Below are 17,937 nucleotides of genomic sequence, written 5' to 3'. Positions count from 1 at the left end.
AGATAATGCTATTGGTATTACTGACAGCGCCTTCCGCCTGCAACCCTGTCGGACGGAAGGAAAGGTGAAAATAAGCATGTTCTCTGGCCTGACTACCCTTGAGGTTCTGTCCGGGCGGCGCCGGAGAGTGTGGCCCTGGACCGCCGTCTGTTTTTCAGCTGAATCGAACTTATGCTGCTGCTTTTTTGGATTTCACTGCTGATTCCATATACTTAAAGGGTGGATGGTCCTGAGAAATAACCATATTTTTATCGTAGACCATTTTCTTTTGGCCCAGAGCAAAGATGATGCGCAACAGTTTACAGCAGATTGCCACCAATGACTGCTTGCCTTTCAGCGGGTTGTTGGGCCTGGTGGTGTAGTAATGGTGAAGCAGGGAAAACTCCTGTGTTCTGGCTACCAGTATCAGCGCTACCCGGAAGAGGGCGCAGCGCAGTTTTGACCTGCCCCGCTTGCTAATACGGATCCGTCCTTTGTGGCTACCGGAACTGTTTTCCACCAGGTTCAGGCCGGCCAGCTTGATCAACTGCCTGGCGCTGCGGTAGTTGCTCAGGTCACCCACTTCGGAAACTACGGTGGCTACCTGAAGTATGCTCATTCCCGGGATGGTGAGCAGGTACCCGGCATAAGGGATTTCTTTGAGCAGTTCTGCCAGCCGGGTTTCAACCAGTTTGCATTCATCAAGAATCTGTTTAACCCTGCGTAGTTGGTATTGGAGATCGATCCGGGCACCTTCTGCTCCATCCTTTATGCCCACCGAATTCCTGGCGCTTTCCTGAAGCAGTTCGGCATGCCTGCCGCCAACCCGCTTGTTAGTAGCTTCTCTAAGAACAGAAGCCACTTCCTCTACTGTCCGTTCAAGCAGATCGGCAGGAAAAGGAAAGTTTTCCAGGGCAGCCATGGCTGCCTTGCCTTCCACTGATTTGAAAACGTCCAGAAATTCCGGGAAATAGCGGTCTAAAATGGTGGTTATTTCCGCCTTTGCCTGCTGCAGTTCTTTGTTCAGCCGTTCCCGGAAATTGACCAGGTTGCGAATATCCGCCAGCACCCCGGTCGGAATATATGGGAAGTGAAACCGTCCATCTCTGGCCAGGCGGGCAATTACCCCGGCATCCTTGTCGTCCCGCTTGGTGGGGGAATTATCGTCCAGTTCCTTGGCCTTTTTACATGGTGCGGGTTGACCATAACCACCGTAATCCCCTGCGCAATCAAGGTACAGGCTAGGGGGAGCCAGTAATGACCGGTAGGTTCCATGGCCACCAGGACATCGGAAAGGCCGTATTTCATCTGGAACGTTTTTATTTGACGGACTAGATTGCCAATGCCGGATGTGGTATTCTGGAATGGGAACGGCTTGTGCAGTCCCTCCCCCCGGAAATTGATCATCTGTGCGTAGTGGATGCGCTTCGCCACGTCTACACCTACGATCAGAGTTTCGGGTGTGACCATGGCCAGTTTTTGGGCAAGTGGATTGTACATGTTTGATCCCTCCTGGTATTGATGTTTTTGTTGGTCAATTAAACCATACCAGGATTTTTTCTTTCCCTCAACACCCGCTACACGTTATTCCAGGAACTACTTAAGCAGCGGGAACGGGTGGGGAAAGTTAAGGTGGTACAGTTCCCCACCAGTGAACCAATTGAAGATGATGAAGAATTTTAAAACTTACCCCTCCCCCCGGAGGGGTATCTTTTTGACACCCGGACTGCTCCGCAAGGAAACGGCTGGAGCCACGGCCAGCAGGCAACATGGCTTGTATGAGGCCTTTGTACATGCCTTTACAGCATAAGCACATTCAGGGACCATCGGATATCTAAGTTTCTCCAGAAGGTAAATAAAATTTCAAAAAAAATTATAGATTTCACAAATATACATATTTCGACAATACTTATATGATATTATTTAAATTATCAAAATAATTTTTTGTATCGTACACATATATTCTAAGGGATAAAGTAAAATACCTTTCCCTAGAACAATTCCGGGTGATTAAATTGACAACTCATGGTGTGAATATGATATTTGCTTCCCCGCGACTGGTTTGGCCGGTTAATTCTGAACCATATTTTCTGCTGAATTTACAGCAACCTTTAACTGGGATAGCAAGGAATAAATATCAGGTTCTGGTGGATGAGGAATTAAAGGGTGTTTTATTTCCGGAGCAGAGCGGTGCATTAACACTTTTATATCCGATAAAACTTGACTGCAATAAACCAATTGTAAAAGTTGAAGTTATCAGTGAGAGTGGTAATGAGTTATTCAATCATGACATAGCACTTTGGGATACAACCCGTTCAATAAGTATTTACAATCAGGATGGGTTATTATTAACAAAGAGTAATTCATACAAGGAGAAAATGTCCTTTTATGCTATTGTTGATAGCGGAACCGAAATACCGGTTTCTGGTCAGAGGGTATTTGATATTAACCGGGAGTGGTTTTTACACCACCTAAATGGCCAGGAAATTTCCCAATTAGAATCTCTTTTGGGGCGGGGATTTCTCTGGTTGGACGATGAGCTTACTGACGTAAGAAATCCGGACAGTGAAAGAAATAGAAATAATGAATTACCCTTTAATATTCGACAAGTTACTATATATCCCGACCGGGACGTTATACCTCGACTGGGTGAGGCTATATCCTTTACTATTTCGGTACCGGGTCAATCCTGTCAAGTTATTAAGATTATATATGGTGATAAAAATATTACTTTCAACCAAAATGGCTTCAGGTATGTAACCGTTCCTGTTGCGATAAGAGAGTTAAAACCATTATTTAAAATCAATATCCTTTACAATGGCAGGGAAATGTATTGTTTGGAGAAAAGGCCGAAGATTAAATGGCGGGGGGCTTCTCTAATTAAAAGTAAAGAAAAAGTGGTTCTAACCAAGCAATGTATCATCGAACAGAAAGAGTTGATAAATAACCCGTTGCAAGTACATTTGCCTGCTAACTGGCGACAAAAAGAAAACCGTCAAAAGCTGTGCCTTATGGAAGGCTATCAAATACTGGAAGAAGTAAAAACATCCCCACAACTGTTAAAAAATGTTGGAGGGTTTGGGGCCCCGCTGATATTAAAAAGGCCATACAACTCTCAGGATAGGTTAGTCATTGCCGGTGAAGTTCAAAACCGAGGAATGATCAGAGAAATTTATTACGATGCCCGGCTGAAGAAAACATTAATCAAATTTAAATGTGCTTACGAATTGGGAGAGGAACATCAGGTATTTATCTGGGATTCTACATGTACCTTACGAGAAGTACCTGGAAACTGTATTGAGCAGTCTAAAGATAACGATTCCTGGTATATTTCTTTTGAGATATCCCCGGATATTGCGGTGATGGTTGCGTACCGGGGTTTAAGGGTTGGAACGTGGTGGGGGGAACGATTTTTTCCAACACTACTCGGGTCATCCCGTATAGTCTCCCCGACAGCTATTGCTGCTTTGTTAAGGTGGGGGCGGTTTCCAATAGTAAGTTCCCAACTCTATAGTTTTGTGCAACGACTTTTGCAAACCCATCCTACTGATGTAATAGCTGCCTGGATATTGGACGAAGGTTTACCGGAAGGGTTAAAACATGCAATGGTCAGCGAAGGAGAAAAAGCGGCATTACGCTATTATTTACTTGACCTTCGAGTGGGAAACATGTTGAACCAGCTAATGATAAGCAGGTATTTTACAAGGCCAACCAAACAAACAATTGATGAAATAATCAAATATTTAGGCTGGTGCAGGGTGAAAATTAATGATGTATCACCGCTGCTTTACGCTGACCTGGTAAGAAGAATTGTGCGGAGAATTAAAGCAGACCTGGGGGTTATAGCTGCCAGGGATATGGTGCATAGATTAGAGTTGGAAATTCTTCAATTGAAAAACCCCGGTAAAATAAACGAAGAGCGGGAAAAACTAGGGGAGCTAGCGGCCAAGGAAGCAAATGTAGACTATTTTTTTATAAAGAATGGTATTGTTCGTCGGGCTCTGGATTGGATATACCAACGTCCGTTGGGTAACTGGAGCAGGCCTAACATCCTGGCTGCCTGTTCCTTTCCATATTTACGTAAATATTTATGTGTTAGCCTTATCAATGCAGCATATAACTGAGTGGGGGTAGCGAGATGTCACAAATTGATGCGCTGAAATTATCTGAAGCATTAAAAAAGCGCTTGGTGGATTTTTCTTTGGAACAGTTTGCCGTAAGAGATCCTAAACTTGCTAAAATATGCCAAGATATTTGGTCATCTGGTCCCAGGGACGGCGGGCTTATAAGTGATATCTGGGTGGAGGGAGCTTTCCCGGCCAAATCCTCCGGTGTAACATTAAATGACTTGGTACATACTAATCAATTTAACTCCCAACTGGCAGATTTATTAAACCAACCAAGTGAAGACGGACATCGTTTCCCCGGACATTGGGAACTACGTACTCACCAACTGGAAGCCATTCGAGCAGCCCAAACAAGCGGACCCAATAATGAAAGGTCGGCTGTTGTTGTAACAGCAGGTACAGGTGCGGGCAAAACGGAGGCCTTCCTGCTACCTATCTTAAACGAGCTTTTTAACACGCCTGCCAATCCCGGGGAGGGCGTCCGTTGTATCTTACTCTACCCCATGAATGCTCTGGTTAATGACCAGGTTGATCGTATCTACCGGTGGATTCGCGGTCAAAATCGCATAACCTTATTTCATTTTACCAGTGAAACCCCTGAGGATAAAAAAACAGCGGATAAACTTGGCACCCCGGTGTATGATGAATGCCGCATTCGAACAAGGCAACAGGCCAGGGGGTTGGAAACACTTAACGGACAGACCGTTAACCCGGCGGATCGGCTGCCGGTGCCTGATATTCTGGTAACAAACTACTCGATGCTGGAGTACATGCTTTGTCGACCTCAGGATGCAGTGTTCTTTGGCAGGGGACTAAAAGCCATTGTGTTGGATGAAGCCCACCTTTATACAGGCACTCTTGCAGCGGAAATAACGTTACTCCTGCGTAGACTCCTTTTGAAATGCGGGTTAACCAGTAACGATGTTCTGCAAATGGCTACCTCTGCTACCCTTGGGACTGGCAGTGAGGATGAATTAAGAAGCTTTGCCGGGCAAATCTTTAGTAAGGATAAGAACCATGTTTATGTTGTGCAGGGTCAACCGGAGGAGGTAGCACTTCGTACTAAATATTCACCTTCTGTTAAACCTACCCCTGAACAAATCGCTAAGGATTTTGCCACTATAGAATCAACCATAGAGTTAGATGAACAGGGAGTATCCTTTTTAAGACAAGATGCCGATTACTGCCAAAAACTTAAAGCCGGTCTTATTTCCCTAGCCGGAGAACAAGTAATGATATATTTCAATGAAAACCACCCTGCCAAACTTCTCTACCATTCCCTGGCCCATGCTCCCATTGTACACGAACTGGCGGATATTCTTTGGCATCAAAAGAGATTAACACTACCTCATTTGGCTGACATGTTATGGAGCAGAATTGATGAGGAAGCTCTTTTGGCCACCGTTCGCCTTTTACAAATCACTGCTTCTGCCAGGTTAACGGTTTACGATTACCCCCTGATACCTCATCGCTTACATGTGCTTGTTCGTGCTGCCGAAGGGTTGAGTGTCTGTCTGAACCGTGATTGTTCTGGTCCTGCCTCCCGTCAACTGAAACCACTTGGTGTAGTTATGAGCGGCATGGTGGAAAAATGCCCTTATTGTGAATCTCTAGCACTGCCCCTATACCGTTGCTCCTGTTGCAATGAGTGGATGCTGGCAGCTGATATTGAACAAGACTTCTTGTCCTACCCTCCCGGGGGCCAATCTTCTGATATGAAATACCTAACTACTAAAATTGAAGCATTAGGCAATCAAAGTCATGTATTTAGCATTAACGATTCCAGAACCGGCCAGGTGGCTTTACCCGGCGGGCCAGGATTGCAATTAAAAATTATAGACGTTTGCCCCAACTGCCGGGAAAGCGTATCGGAAACAGAACTGTTTGTAGGCAGAGATAATCTATATTTATCTATTACGGCAGAAACCCTACTGGCTGAGGTTCCACCCTACCCGGCCCCCCACAATGACCAACTGCCGGCCCGGGGCAGAAGGGTACTGGCCTTTTCCGATAGCCGCCAGGATGCAGCGAGACTTGGTCCACTTTTAACTTGCCAGCACGAATTGCAAATGGCCAGGAGTGCAATTATGCGCATGGTGCACAGAGATGTGTTTAGCGATGAACGGGTAATTGCCAGAAACAAAAGAAAGTTGGCTGAACTGGAGGAGGAATTGCGTGATGAAACCATTTCTGAGGCTGAAAGGACAGACCTGGAGAACGAGCGGCTCCAGTTGTTGCAAAAGTTAAATGCTGCTTCTGTTGGTGGCTCCGTGAAGGGTTGGGAAGATAAGCTAATTAAAGAGCAGATAGCCAGCGAGTTTATGCATGTGGAGTCTGCTGTTAACCACAGGCCGGGTCAATATCTGGAGGCGTGGCAGGAGAACTGGCGTAACATGGCCCGGGAAATGCACTATTATTTAGCCCAAGAATTAGCTTCCCCTCCCACAAGAGAGATTTCTCTGGAGACCCTAGGTTTGGTAGAAGTAACTTACCCCGGGCTTGATACCCTGATGCCTGCTGAAGAGTTTTTGGCATTGTTGCCAGCAGAAAAAGAAAGGGAAGCATTAAGAGAATGTTGGGTCGATCTGGTGGCCTTTCTGTTAGACACTTTGCGGGTAGAAGGGGTCATCAGCTGGGACAAGGACGGAAGGCGAAACAAGCGATATGCCAGAAAGTTATATTTTAACAAGATTTGTGTTGAGTCGAAAGGCGGCGGGGGGTTAACTAATTTTGTAGGTCGGCAACCTGTTAACTGGGAAGAATTATCTCCGGAAGAATACCGAAAAAAGCTGTCCCGCCGCAACCGGTTTACTCTAGAGGTGTTAAGGACCGCCGGTTTGGCAGAGATGGAGGCCAGAAAATTTACCCCCTTGTTACTATCCACAATCTTTCGCCAACTATCTAACATAATTGCGGAACAGGAGTGCTTTACAGGAACCAAAGAAGCAACACGAATTATGTGGCTAAAAAGACCGAGTGTCCATTACCACAGCAAAAAAATAGCCGGTGATAACGCCTTCCAAATTATCTTTTCAGAGCTGGGGTTACGCAAGCCAAAACAACTCTATCGGTGCCGGGTAACCGGGCGTATTTGGCCACGCAGTGTACTGGGCTGTGCCCCGGAAACAGGTTGTACAGGCACCTTGGAACCAATAAGCCACGCTGAGGCTGACCAGGATCCTAGGTGGGGGCGAACCCGGCGGGAATATGCGGAAGGAAAGCTGTTTTCGCTGGGATTATGGGCGGAGGAGCATAGTGCTCAACTGTCCCCGTCTGAAAACAGGCGGTTACAGGATCTGTTCCGCCAGGGAATGCGTAACCTTTTGTCAGCCACCACCACTTTGGAACTAGGTATAGACATCGGCAGTCTAGTAGCAGTATTGATGGGTAACGTACCTCCGGGTAAAGCCAATTACCTGCAAAGGGCAGGACGTGCCGGCCGGCGGACCGACGGGTCATCTGTGGTAGTTACCTTTTGCCGTCAGCGTCCCTACGATCGGGAAGTATTCTACCGGTTGGGAGATTATCTTGGTAAAACTCCCCGTAAACCAATTATTTTTCTGGACCGTATTAGGGTGGTGCGGCGACATTTTAATTCTTTTCTGCTGGGTCTTTTCTTTAGCAAAATCTACCACCCTCAGACCAGGGTAGGGGCAATGAACGCCTACGGAAAAATGGGTCATTTCTGTGCAGTACCGGCACCCCACCGTTGGAACAGCAAGGCCATTAAACCGCATCTGGAAGATCCTCTACCAGTAGAAGTAAACCCGTCCCGGTTGCCTTGGACTAAGAAAAAACTGTAGAATGCTTAAGGGACGAGTTTGTGGACTTTTTACATTGGGTAAAAAAAGACGGCAAAGGAGTTATCTCTGAAGCAGTAGACATTTTATTCCGTCATACCGGACTGGACAAGGAAATGTACCACTGGGATACTCTTATAGAAGCTACCTTACAGCAATTCCACTTGTCTACTAAAGATTGGCTGGATGAATACCGGAGATTGGTTACTTCTTGGGAGCTGGCTGAAAAGCCGGCCCAGGCCAATGCAATCTACTATCAAATGATGCATATGTACAATACAACTGTCATTGAAGCCCTAGCTGACCGTCAATTTTTACCCCGCTACGGATTTCCCATCGGGGTACAAAAACTAAGGGTAATGATCCCCTCGGAGGATTATTACTCAAAGAAAGAAGAGGATCAGTTTCGGTTGGAGCGTGCTGGTCTGCTGGCCCTGCGGGAGTATGTGCCGGGTTCCCAACTACTGGTGGGGGGGAGGATTGTTACCTCCCGTGGTTTATTAAAGCACTGGTCCGGTGAAAACTTTGATAATGCCATCGGCTTTAGGGGGCAATTTGCCCGGTGCAGGAATAAACACTTTTACTATTGGACCACTGAACGACCTGCAGTATGCCCGATTTGCGGTGATGAAGCAGATCCGGGTACAGTAAGGAATTTGCTATTCCCTCGATATGGTTTTACCTCGGCAGAGTGGGATCCTCCTTATTATGGTACCGATATTGAGCGGGTCGGCCAGGCTGAAGTGCAAACTATCACCTTTTCCCAAACGACCAATGATGGCAGATTAGTAGAAAGGGACTTTGCCGGAGTATCAGGGTTAGTGGCCCAGTATAAGGAAGATGCCGAATTACTGGTATTTAACGAAGGTGATTATCAACAGGGGTTTGCCATCTGTCTAAAATGTGGATATGCGGAAAGTGAACCGGAAACACCTGGAGATGGCAGGGTAAGTCTACCAGATGGTTTTACAAAACATGCCCCGATAGATGAAGAAAAGGATTGGAAAAATTGCTGGAAGTCTGATGAAGCACCGGTGATGCGGAAAATGGTGCTGGCTGCCCGGGAGACCACCGATGCGTTATATTTAGACTTTTCAGGCTGCCGGGTCAGAATGGATGAAGAGGGAAAAACAGCAACGACAGTTGGTTATGCCCTGCAACAGGCTGCCTGCAGGTTATTGGAAATTGATACCAGGGAAATTGGTGTATTAACCCTTAATGTTGGTACAGACCGTGCCCACTGGGCAGTGGTATTATACGATAATGTTCCAGGAGGTGCAGGGCACACCAGGGAATTGCTGGCAATGGGTAGACGGTGGCTGGAGTATACTTTGGAAAAAGTATTAATCATCAATGAAGAGCATGATAAGTTCTGTCAGCGGGCCTGTTTGGATTGTTTATTGACCTTTGATGCGCAAATGGCCCTTGCCACTGGTAGATTAGAACGACAAGGGGCTGTTTACTATCTGAAACGTTTACTACAACGTAAATAAGATTGGAGGGGAGAATACATATGGTTTCTACGGAGTCAAAAAAATTGTTCATTGAGATATGTAAAAAATTTGTTCAATTCAAGCTTAAATTTCAAGTTAAAGAGGGTAAGGTCACAGAAAGTGTAATGATTAAACTTACTAAAGCATTGGAGGATAAGTTTGATTGTAAAAAACAATTTGCTACAGTTCAATATATGAAGTATCACATTGAATTACGTTTCTATATAATTCCTCTGGAAAAGATGGGGTTGGATGAGATAATAGTAGAATTTCACAGGGGTCGTGATTTTAGGCAAAATGGTAATAACCCTTATTATCTTTACAAGGATATGAGTCAAACGTATCTTGATCAAATGTTTGATAATCTACTAAAGAAGTATAAAGAGGGTTTGGGCGATTTATACGAGGAGTTACCTGAAACGACAATTCCGGATGTTGTTTATAAGTTGCCTATTCTAAAAATATAAATAGTAATCTTTGAGTCTGGATTTACTCAAATTATCAAAGGGGGGGGATATAAATGCCCGTTATATATAGAAAAAATCAGATAAATACAAAGCTAAATCAGGTTGATTATGCAAACGAGGATGAACTTCAAGCGTTGCTGTAGCTAATCACCTAATTTGACGGCGCATTTCTCACTGACAATGACGTAGGAAAGTAAGCGTCAAACCATACCCACCTAGGAGGGTGTTGAAAAAACCCCTTTAAAACCCTAATTTTACTTCTTTCAAAAAATAAAATTTACATTAATTAACAGTAGTGACCCACTTTTTTTAGATTTTAAGACGAAAACTAATATTTTTGGTTATATTACCTCCTATTTTCCAGTATTTGTCATGCAATTGGGCACACTTATCCTATAATCGCAGGTAATGGCTCTTTGGCAATTTGTTCCATTGTTAGTTTGCACAATCGCTTGAAGTTGACTAATGTTGCTATCAGATATGCTTGAAGTTTAACTTTGGCTTGGCCAATGTATCTGGCTTTTCGCAGACCATATCTCACCATTTCTGATTGTTTGCGTTCTATTTTATAGCGAACGGAATAGGCCTCTTTAAATTCTTCAGTCTTTTGAAAAGCCCGGGCAGCTTGTAGTTGTTTTTCGTAAGGGTGTACAGTTACAATTCGTCTGTTCTGCTTACTCTGAGTACATTCAGTTTTTAAAGAGCAATTACCGCATTGTTTTTCACTAAATGCAAAGGCTTTAAGTTTACCTGCTCTACTGTATCTTTTTTCTTCAGCGATTTTTCCTGCGGGACACTGACATGTCTCACTTTCCAGGTCAATATTAAAAGCAGATTTAGGAAAACAGCCGGGTCTTTGGGGTTCGGCTGGAGCAGGGGCAATTATTTAATTTGTTTATCTTCCATTGCAGCCCGTACTTGTCCGGTACCGTAGGCAGTATCACCCTTAATAGTTTCCGGTTGCTGTTCTTTAGGTTGTGCCTCTATTAACTTGGTCGCAGCTTCGGAATCATGCTGGTTACCAGGGGTTACTTCTACGGCAGTAATAAATTCACTTTCTTCTTCCATGGCCGTATGTGTTTTGTATCCGTCAAAAAGACGGGAACTGGATTTGCGCCCATGACGCATCTCCGGATCACTGGTTGAGATTATTCTGTCTTTGGCAACTCCTTGCTTAATAATAACTGTACCATCTTCCTGCCGTTGGATATCCTGTTCAACAATCTTGGAAAGGACTTCTTTTAATTGCTGTCCCTTTGGGCTAAGTTTATGACTTTCAATGGCAGAAAGCAGCTTTTCTGCATCACTTATCAGGTCATTTAATAATTGGTTGCGTTCTTCCGGGTTGTTCCAGTCAATCTTAGGCTTGCTGTCATCTTGATAGTTAAGCTTCAATGGTTCTTTTGCAATTTCAACGATATTGATCTTTTTTTGGAGTTCTTGAATGAGTTTGTATATAGATTTTCTAATTAAGATATAAGTATCTTGAACTGCACCTGCTCCCAGGGTGCAGGTTGAATCAATTATCTGTCTAACCGAATTTTGAGGGATTAGTTTTCTTTCGGCAGCTTTCTCCAGTATTTTTTGAAAAACTTCCTGCTCTTTTTTATTCTGAAGAAGACGGTCACGAAAGTTAGACAGCGTGCTATGGTCAAAGCCGGACTCTCCTATAGGTAAATGAAGTGCAACTTTCCAACGCAGATCGTATAAAGCTCGCTCTTCTGCCTGCCGGTCTGACACATTTTCATAAAACTGGAGTAATAAAACTTTGGTTAGCATGGCCGGAGAGGTAGCAGGACGCCCCTTATGGGAGTATGCAGAAGAAAAAAGTTCGTCAGAAAATATGTCATCAGCTTCAGCAAGGGCATAATAGATGCTGTTTTCAGAAACAAGGGGTCTGTTACTCCATTGCTCTAATACATCAATGTCGGTTATAGATAATTGACGTCCTTTTTGCTTTAACATATTAAATTAGCACTCCCTATCTGATGATAGGTATTTATTTCTACAAATATCTCTATTTTCCTTCCTGTTATACTAAAAATATCTATTTTTGGTTATTATTGTTTGGAGTTTTTCAACAGTCCTAGAAACTTGGTTTTAAAGTAACCCCGCACATGATGAGATACACCTTTGCCACAACACTGGCAAAGAAAGGAATGCCAACCAGTGCCATACAAGAATTATTGGGCCACGACTCCGTGAACACAACGCTAAAATATATAAACCCTGAACAAACCAGCAAAGAAAGGTTAGAAAAATTTATTTACTAAAAACTGTTCACAACGGATTAAGTAATAATTTAGAATTTGATATAATGTTGGCAAGAGTAATATGCGAAAGAGTTGAGTTGGCATGGTTAAGACCATCAACAGAATAAACGACTACGCCTTTAAAAGGATACTGGGTTCGGAAGAGGGCAAAGAGGCGCTCATCAGTTTTCTTAACGCAGTTTTAAAGCCACCGCCGGGCCAGGAACTGCATGATGTAGAATTACTGGACCGGGAGCTGGATCCCAAGTACCTGCTGGACAAAGCGGCCCGGCTGGACATCCTGGCCAGGACAGCCGCAGGAGCACTGGTAAATGTGGAAGTTCAGATAGCGAATAAATATAACATTGACAAGCGCACTTTATTCTACTGGGCAGGACTTTATCACGGGCAGTTAAGCAGCGGGCAAGATTTCATCCACCTCAGGAAAACCATCACCATAAACATTTTGGGTTTTGAATGGTTCAAAAGAAGAACAAAATACCATTATACCTTTCGCATTAGAGAAGACGAGACCGGTGAGTTACTGAACGATGAATTGGAAATTCATTTTTTAGAGTTGCCAAAGGTACTAAGGCTAAAACGCAGACCAAAGGACGCCCTGGAAGAATGGCTGCTGTACTTCAATAATATTGCGGGTGAAGAAATGGAGGCGATCGCCATGGGAAATCCCGGTATTCGTAAGGCCATGACCATTGAGCAGATATTCTTTAAGAATCAGCAAGAGCGTCGTCTATATGAGCTGCGGGAGAAAGCCGCCAGAGACGAAATTTCTATGATAAGCGGCGCTAGGGCTGAGGGTAAGGCTGAGGGTAAAGCTGAGGGATTGGTAGAGGGTAAGGCAGAAATGGCTAAGGATGCCATCTGCAAGTACCTGGATGCAAGGTTTCCTAAGACGTCCATTGACTTGCAAGCTGAGGTTCAGAGAATTAATGACTTAGTAATCCTGGATAAAATCATTAACAAAATCTACACAGTTAACAGCCTGGATGAAGCGGCAGCTATCGTCAGGGAGGCAATCGGTGCAAGGCACTAAACTTATAGACCCCCATGACGCTAAAGCGGCACCGGCAGAAGGATGAAAACTATATTTCAGGATAGAAGATTAGAAGGAAACAAGCATAAACATAAAGAATACATCAGTAATGGCTAAAAACTGATGTATTTTTGTTTTAAGGGAGGAACTAAAAAAAACCAACCGCTTAACTGGCGATAATCTGTCCATCGGGCTCGGGCAGCGTTTGCTCATCTTCCGCCCGGTGGTAACCTCGCGGGGTACAGTAGATAGATCACAAACCCCGGACTGGTTATTAAGTACATCAGCATCCCCTGCAAATATGCAGGCAACTTCTTTTCCAATTATCATACAAAAAGACATATGCCTAAAATTTACATCCATGCACAAAACCTATGAGGAATTGAAACCCACAGTTAAACACGGCAAGAAGGTGGCGATTTTCGTTTTTAGCCTCTCTCATTAAGGTCGTTCATTCTTTGCATTTCTCTTTATTTCAGCCATTTTCATTTTGTTCAAGGATGTTTATTATACACCTGTTAACATATTTGTTGATATATGGTATCATGTTTCGGCGATCAGATTGGGCTGCTTGAATCCAATATTTCGCGTGCATATAGTTCTCCACGTTTTGACCCTGGCGGCCTACCTTCTCATACCTCCCGGGATACCAGTAAATAATGCCGGTTCCAGACTTTCCTTTGTCCAACCTGTCCAGGGGTGGATGCCTCCGTGCTACCTAACGGGGTCTTTTCGCCCTCATGGAGTTGTTATCGGCTCTCCGCGCTGCATTATTGTTTTAAAGATCGATTACAGATAATGCTATTGGTATTACTGACAGCGCCTTCCGCACCCGCTACACGTTATTACAGGAATGCTGCCTTGGGAGGAATGGATGAAATTTCTCGGCCGCTTAAACAGCCAGTACGAAGGGATTTTAGCTGAACAAAAGGAAAAGCTGCGCAAAATCAGTTAAACAATCAACCGCCCCCGGGGGGGCGGCTTACTATTTTATTTCCGGTTTTTTAGCAAGCACAGGTTTAAATACAAAGATGGGAGCCTGTTTTTCCTTGCCGGCTTTTTCCTTTTGAGCTTTTATAAAGATTAAAGCGAGAACAGCGCCCAGCAGGGCCAGTCCGGCCGAACTCCAGAACATCAACCCGAGGCCTTTGGCCATCAGGAAACCATATATGGGATGACCGCTGTATTTAATTTGTCCCAAGTATTGACAACGCATCAACCTGATGAGTAAAAGAATTAAAAATGCTCGCCGTTTTCGCAATACCTGTTTTTCACAAAAAACGTGAACATGACATCCACACCCTCATGGCCGACACTTTGAATAAAGCTGGTTATGGTTTTGGCTACCCGGTCCTGAATTTCCTGGCCCCGGTCAAACCAGGCCACTTCCACAAAGGGATATCCCGCGACAATATTCCCGTCGAAAATGAAAGTGGAAGGAATACATTCCAGTGGTGCAGGTAAGATTTCCTATTCCTTTTTATCTTCCTGATCAGAGTTTGGTTTGTTTTCCGCAGCGGATTCCTGAAGGGTGCCTGCCATGGGTTCTTCTGATATGGAAACATCTTGATTCTCTTCTTGCTCCGCAGGCATCTCAGCGGGTTCCTCTTCCCGGGTGAAGGCATCCGGCGGCAGATCTGCCACTTCCACCCGGTCTTCCACGGGTTCAGCGGACCGGCATAGTTTTTCCACTTCCGGTGTCATGGCCTCTGGCGGGAGATCCGACACTTCTACTTGATCTTCTGTGGGTTGAGTCGGACGGGTTCGTTCTTCCCCTTCTTCTTTGTTTTTTCCTCTTACTTTTTCCAGCAGGCTTTCCCCCAAGTCTTTGGTGATGCTGGTGAGATCCTTCGTCTTGCTTTCCAGTTCCTCCTTTGTCTTGCTGCTTAGTTCCTTGGTTTTGCTTCCCAGTTCCTTGGTCTTTTGCAGGGTGCTTTCCCAAATGTGACTGGTGCTGTCCTTAATTTGCTTGACCGTTTCTGACAAGCCGCCGTCAATCTTAACAATATTATCCATGGCCTCGTTGGAGGCCACTACCAATTCCTTGCCGATGGTCCTGACAAAACTGATGTCCAGGAAAGACTTTCCTTTCATTATACTGTTCAGCAAATTTCCGCTGATTTCTAAACCTACTATGCTGCCCGTCGTTTCTTCCACAAAGTATTCATCCACCTCACCCAGGTGGGAGCCGTTTTCCGCGATGACCTTGCAGCCAATAACGGTTACTTTATCTTTGTAGAGTTTTAAAATATCCGGCAGGCTGGCTCCCTTTTCCACCACCGCGCTCTGGTCAATGGTAATGGCATCGGTGCCCACGCTGCGTACCTTTCCGTAAGGGGCAAATTTTTGTTCGCTGAACCAACCTTTTTGCTCTATGATCAGGGCGGCAACCTTTTGTTGATGAGGGTCTACCACCAACCCCTTGACTGTTCCCATCTGCTGGCCTTCGGCAAGGCTAATCACTGGCATACCGATAAACTTTTTGCTCTTGCGCATAAGAAAAGGCCCCCTTTTAATTCCATACTCTTTATCATCATCTTTATGCCTGTGCATTGTTTGATATGACCATTAATAGGGAATAATAGAAGCAGTGATAAGATTTTCTTGTACATTTAGTTAGGGGGTTAATATTGTGGCAGATACTGCTTTAAATGCCAACATCAGGGAAGAACGCACCAAATCCAGTTTGAAACGTATCAGGGACAGCGGTGAGATTCCCGGCGTGGTTTACGGGAAACACATGGGGACGATGGCCATTTCCGTGGATGCCAGGGAATTAAAAAAGATTCTTGGGTCGGTGACCGGTCGCAATACGCTGATTAAGATGAACCTGAACGGCGGCAGGCAGACTGTTATGATCAAAAGCCTGCAAATGGATCCCTTGCACCACCAGATTCAGCATGTTGATTTCCAGCAGGTGACTGAGGATACCAAAGTCCGCACGGTGGTACCGGTGCAGCTGGTGGGAACCCCGAAGGGTGTGGCCAGGGGAGGTGTGGTACAACACGATCTGCGCAGCGCTGAAATTGAGTGTTTGCCCAGCCGGATTCCGGATGCCATTAAAGTGGATATCAGCGAACTGGAAATTGGCGATGCCTTGTCGGTAAGTGATTTGCAGGTGCCGCCCGGGGTTAAAATACTGGATCACCCGCATACCACCGTGGTCGGCGTGGCTGTCACGAAGGCGCCCGAGCCAGCCGGCCAGCCGGAAGTGCCGCCGGAACCCCTGGAAGAGGCCAGGGCCAAGACTGCCGAGAAGGAATAGAGTTTGTTTACAACCTGAGCCTGCCTGAAACGGCAGGCTGTTTGGTGTATTTTGATATTGCCTCCAACTGCTTACTGGGGTACAATACCTTCGGTAAAGGAGGTTGCTTTTATGAAATTGATCGTAGGTCTGGGCAATCCCGGCATAGAATATGCGCATACCAGGCATAACATAGGCTTTATGGTGGTTGACAGCCTGGCCCGGGAGTTGGGAACCGATATAAACAAGAACCAGCACAAAGCCCTGGTGGGACAAGCCAGTATAGGGGGCGAAAAGGTGATTTTGGCCAAGCCCCAAACCTATATGAACCTGAGCGGTCAGGCAGTGGTTGCTTTAATGAACTGGTACAAGCTGACCCCGGAGGATCTCCTGGTGATTGCCGACGACATGGACCTGCCGCCGGGTCGGCTGCGCATTCGTAAAAAAGGCAGCGACGGGGGTCAGAAGGGGTTGAGGAACATCATCGAGCTCCTTGGCACCCAGGAAATTACCCGCATGCGGCTGGGGATCGGGCGGCCGGAACATAGCGCGGTGGACCATGTCCTGGGAAAAATCACCGGCACCGAGGCAGAGCTCATAAACTCCGCCATTGCGGCGGCGGTGGAGGCCGCAAAGGTCTGGGTACTTGAGGGTACCGACAAGGCCATGAACAGGTTTAATCAAAAGCCCAAAAGCCAAAAGGAAAAACCAAAGACCGAGGGTGACAAGGAAAAAGCGGAACCGGAGGCTCCCCTGCAAAAGAATAACCCATAAAAAATTGAGTCTACCAAAGCCCTTTGGGGTTTTAGGGAACATTAATACCAAGAAGGCCGTTGGCCATTGGCTTTTGCCTATTGCCAAAGGCTAATGGCTAGGGAGGTTTCTATGCCAGATTTTATCCTGTCTCGGGACATTCCCTTTGTCCTGGTTGCCTCTTTCCTGGCTGCCGGTACAGCCTGGGTGATGAACGGGCAGATACTGCCGGCCATGGGCAACAGGGGTATTATCTGCTTAACTCCCCTGGCGGAGGAAGCAGCCAAGACCCTGTGGGCTGTGCTGTTGGGGGCGCCTATCCTGTGGACCCATGCGGGCTTTGGTGTGGCGGAAGCGCTGGTGGAATTGCGGCGAAGAGGCGCCAGAGGAGTCATGGCAGGCTGGACGGCTTTGGCGGCACACAGCCTGTTCGGGTTTATCACCGTCCGGCTTTACAGCGAAAGGGGTCTTTTTCCCGCCCTTTTGTTGGCATACCTGACCCATGCCGCCTGGAACCTGGCGGTGATTTACTATAGTGGCCGTGCCAGGACCCGCTTGACGGGACATAAATAACTGGGATATAATTTGCCTGCAAAAGGGCATATAACATACATAAACAGAATCAACCTGCCCGGTAGAAGACAGAGGGTAAACCTCCCCCCTTCATCTTCTACCGGGCTGAAGCCATTTGCCCTCTTTAATAAATCAACAGCCTATTTGAAAATGGGTTGTTGAGGATAATGGCCAGATAAGCTTTGCTTGATATAA

At 45.7% G+C, this 17,937-nt stretch carries 13 protein-coding genes and 2 pseudogenes; 9 read left to right on the top strand and 6 right to left on the bottom strand.

The annotated features are described in order from the left end of the window. Positions 1-169 precede the first annotated feature (169 nt). A pseudogene (locus tag BUB67_RS12490) lies at positions 170-1,386 on the bottom strand (IS110 family RNA-guided transposase). Between the two features lie 608 nt (positions 1,387-1,994). Here BUB67_RS12490 and BUB67_RS12485 point away from each other — a divergent pair. Genes BUB67_RS12485 through BUB67_RS12470 form a run of 4 tightly spaced genes read left to right on the top strand, consistent with a single transcriptional unit; the run spans position 1,995 to position 9,866 of the window. Beyond that, a complete protein-coding gene (locus tag BUB67_RS12485) occupies positions 1,995-4,103 on the top strand; it encodes a hypothetical protein (protein ID WP_143157080.1) in 2,109 nt (702 codons plus the stop codon). Positions 4,104-4,117: 14 nt separating this feature from the next. Next, positions 4,118-7,909, top strand: a complete 3,792-nt coding sequence (locus BUB67_RS12480) for a DEAD/DEAH box helicase (RefSeq protein WP_073239755.1) — start codon at positions 4,118-4,120, stop codon at positions 7,907-7,909. A 20-nt stretch (positions 7,910-7,929) separates the two neighbouring features. Further along, positions 7,930-9,399: a DUF1998 domain-containing protein gene (locus BUB67_RS12475; protein WP_073239754.1), complete on the top strand. Its 1,470-nt coding sequence runs from the start codon at positions 7,930-7,932 to the stop codon at positions 9,397-9,399. Positions 9,400-9,419: 20 nt separating this feature from the next. After that, positions 9,420-9,866, top strand: coding sequence for a hypothetical protein (locus BUB67_RS12470; RefSeq protein WP_073239753.1), 447 nt, complete (start codon positions 9,420-9,422; stop codon positions 9,864-9,866). A 388-nt stretch (positions 9,867-10,254) separates the two neighbouring features. On the opposite strand, the gene BUB67_RS17445 is transcribed toward BUB67_RS12470, so the two are convergent. Together BUB67_RS17445 and BUB67_RS12460 are read right to left on the bottom strand one after the other, a co-directional pair. Further along, on the bottom strand, positions 10,255-10,683 hold the full coding sequence (locus BUB67_RS17445; RefSeq protein ID WP_420795746.1) for a transposase: 429 nt from the start codon (positions 10,681-10,683) through the stop codon (positions 10,255-10,257). A gap of 65 nt (positions 10,684-10,748) precedes the next feature. Then, positions 10,749-11,831 (bottom strand): transposase, encoded by a 1,083-nt coding sequence (locus BUB67_RS12460; RefSeq protein ID WP_073239752.1) that lies wholly within the window; start codon positions 11,829-11,831, stop codon positions 10,749-10,751. 149 nt (positions 11,832-11,980) lie between these two features. On the opposite strand from BUB67_RS12460, the pseudogene BUB67_RS17440 reads away from it, so the two are divergent. Next, positions 11,981-12,139: pseudogene (locus BUB67_RS17440) on the top strand (tyrosine-type recombinase/integrase); the annotation flags it as partial. A gap of 82 nt (positions 12,140-12,221) precedes the next feature. Next, positions 12,222-13,172, top strand: a complete 951-nt coding sequence (locus BUB67_RS12450; RefSeq protein WP_073239751.1) for an Rpn family recombination-promoting nuclease/putative transposase — start codon at positions 12,222-12,224, stop codon at positions 13,170-13,172. 985 nt (positions 13,173-14,157) lie between these two features. Here the strand turns inward: BUB67_RS12450 and BUB67_RS12440 are convergent. The 3 genes from BUB67_RS12440 to BUB67_RS12430 are packed head-to-tail and all read right to left on the bottom strand — an operon-like array spanning position 14,158 to position 15,668. Beyond that, on the bottom strand, positions 14,158-14,388 hold the full coding sequence (locus tag BUB67_RS12440; protein ID WP_143157079.1) for a hypothetical protein: 231 nt from the start codon (positions 14,386-14,388) through the stop codon (positions 14,158-14,160). A 20-nt stretch (positions 14,389-14,408) separates the two neighbouring features. Beyond that, positions 14,409-14,615, bottom strand: coding sequence for a DUF1904 family protein (locus BUB67_RS12435; protein ID WP_338011676.1), 207 nt, complete (start codon positions 14,613-14,615; stop codon positions 14,409-14,411). A gap of 27 nt (positions 14,616-14,642) precedes the next feature. After that, a complete protein-coding gene (locus tag BUB67_RS12430; protein WP_084127731.1) occupies positions 14,643-15,668 on the bottom strand; it encodes a PRC-barrel domain-containing protein in 1,026 nt (341 codons plus the stop codon). A gap of 136 nt (positions 15,669-15,804) precedes the next feature. Between BUB67_RS12430 and BUB67_RS12425 the strand changes: the two genes are divergently transcribed. The 3 genes from BUB67_RS12425 to BUB67_RS12415 all read left to right on the top strand — a co-directional run bounded on the left by BUB67_RS12425 (position 15,805) and on the right by BUB67_RS12415 (position 17,742). Beyond that, on the top strand, positions 15,805-16,437 hold the full coding sequence (locus tag BUB67_RS12425) for a 50S ribosomal protein L25 (protein ID WP_073239748.1): 633 nt from the start codon (positions 15,805-15,807) through the stop codon (positions 16,435-16,437). A 111-nt stretch (positions 16,438-16,548) separates the two neighbouring features. After that, positions 16,549-17,190: an aminoacyl-tRNA hydrolase gene (pth, locus tag BUB67_RS12420; protein ID WP_073239747.1), complete on the top strand. Its 642-nt coding sequence runs from the start codon at positions 16,549-16,551 to the stop codon at positions 17,188-17,190. A 111-nt stretch (positions 17,191-17,301) separates the two neighbouring features. Next, the gene (locus BUB67_RS12415; RefSeq protein WP_073239746.1) at positions 17,302-17,742 is read left to right on the top strand and encodes a hypothetical protein; all 441 of its coding nucleotides are present in this window, start codon (positions 17,302-17,304) and stop codon (positions 17,740-17,742) included. Positions 17,743-17,937 lie beyond the last annotated feature (195 nt).

The sequence above is a fragment of the Desulforamulus putei DSM 12395 genome (assembly GCF_900129195.1).
GTDB classification, from domain to species: Bacteria; Bacillota; Desulfotomaculia; order Desulfotomaculales; family Desulfotomaculaceae; genus Desulfotomaculum; species Desulfotomaculum putei.
Note: the sequence above shows the minus strand (reverse complement) of the source record. Positions and strands in the feature narration are given on the sequence as shown.

What these genes read in the sequence shown, in the direction of transcription:
- BUB67_RS12480 (WP_073239755.1), top strand. Translation starts at nt 4,118, where the DNA reads ATGTCACAAATTGATGCGCTGAAATTATCTGAAGCATTAAAAAAGCGC.
- BUB67_RS12470 (WP_073239753.1), top strand. Translation starts at nt 9,420, where the DNA reads ATGGTTTCTACGGAGTCAAAAAAATTGTTCATTGAGATATGTAAAAAA.
- BUB67_RS12460 (WP_073239752.1), bottom strand. Translation starts at nt 11,831, where the DNA reads ATGTTAAAGCAAAAAGGACGTCAATTATCTATAACCGACATTGATGTA.
- BUB67_RS12450 (WP_073239751.1), top strand. Translation starts at nt 12,222, where the DNA reads ATGGTTAAGACCATCAACAGAATAAACGACTACGCCTTTAAAAGGATA.
- BUB67_RS12440 (WP_143157079.1), bottom strand. Translation starts at nt 14,388, where the DNA reads ATGCGTTGTCAATACTTGGGACAAATTAAATACAGCGGTCATCCCATA.
- BUB67_RS12430 (WP_084127731.1), bottom strand. Translation starts at nt 15,668, where the DNA reads ATGCGCAAGAGCAAAAAGTTTATCGGTATGCCAGTGATTAGCCTTGCC.
- pth (WP_073239747.1), top strand. Translation starts at nt 16,549, where the DNA reads ATGAAATTGATCGTAGGTCTGGGCAATCCCGGCATAGAATATGCGCAT.
- BUB67_RS12415 (WP_073239746.1), top strand. Translation starts at nt 17,302, where the DNA reads ATGCCAGATTTTATCCTGTCTCGGGACATTCCCTTTGTCCTGGTTGCC.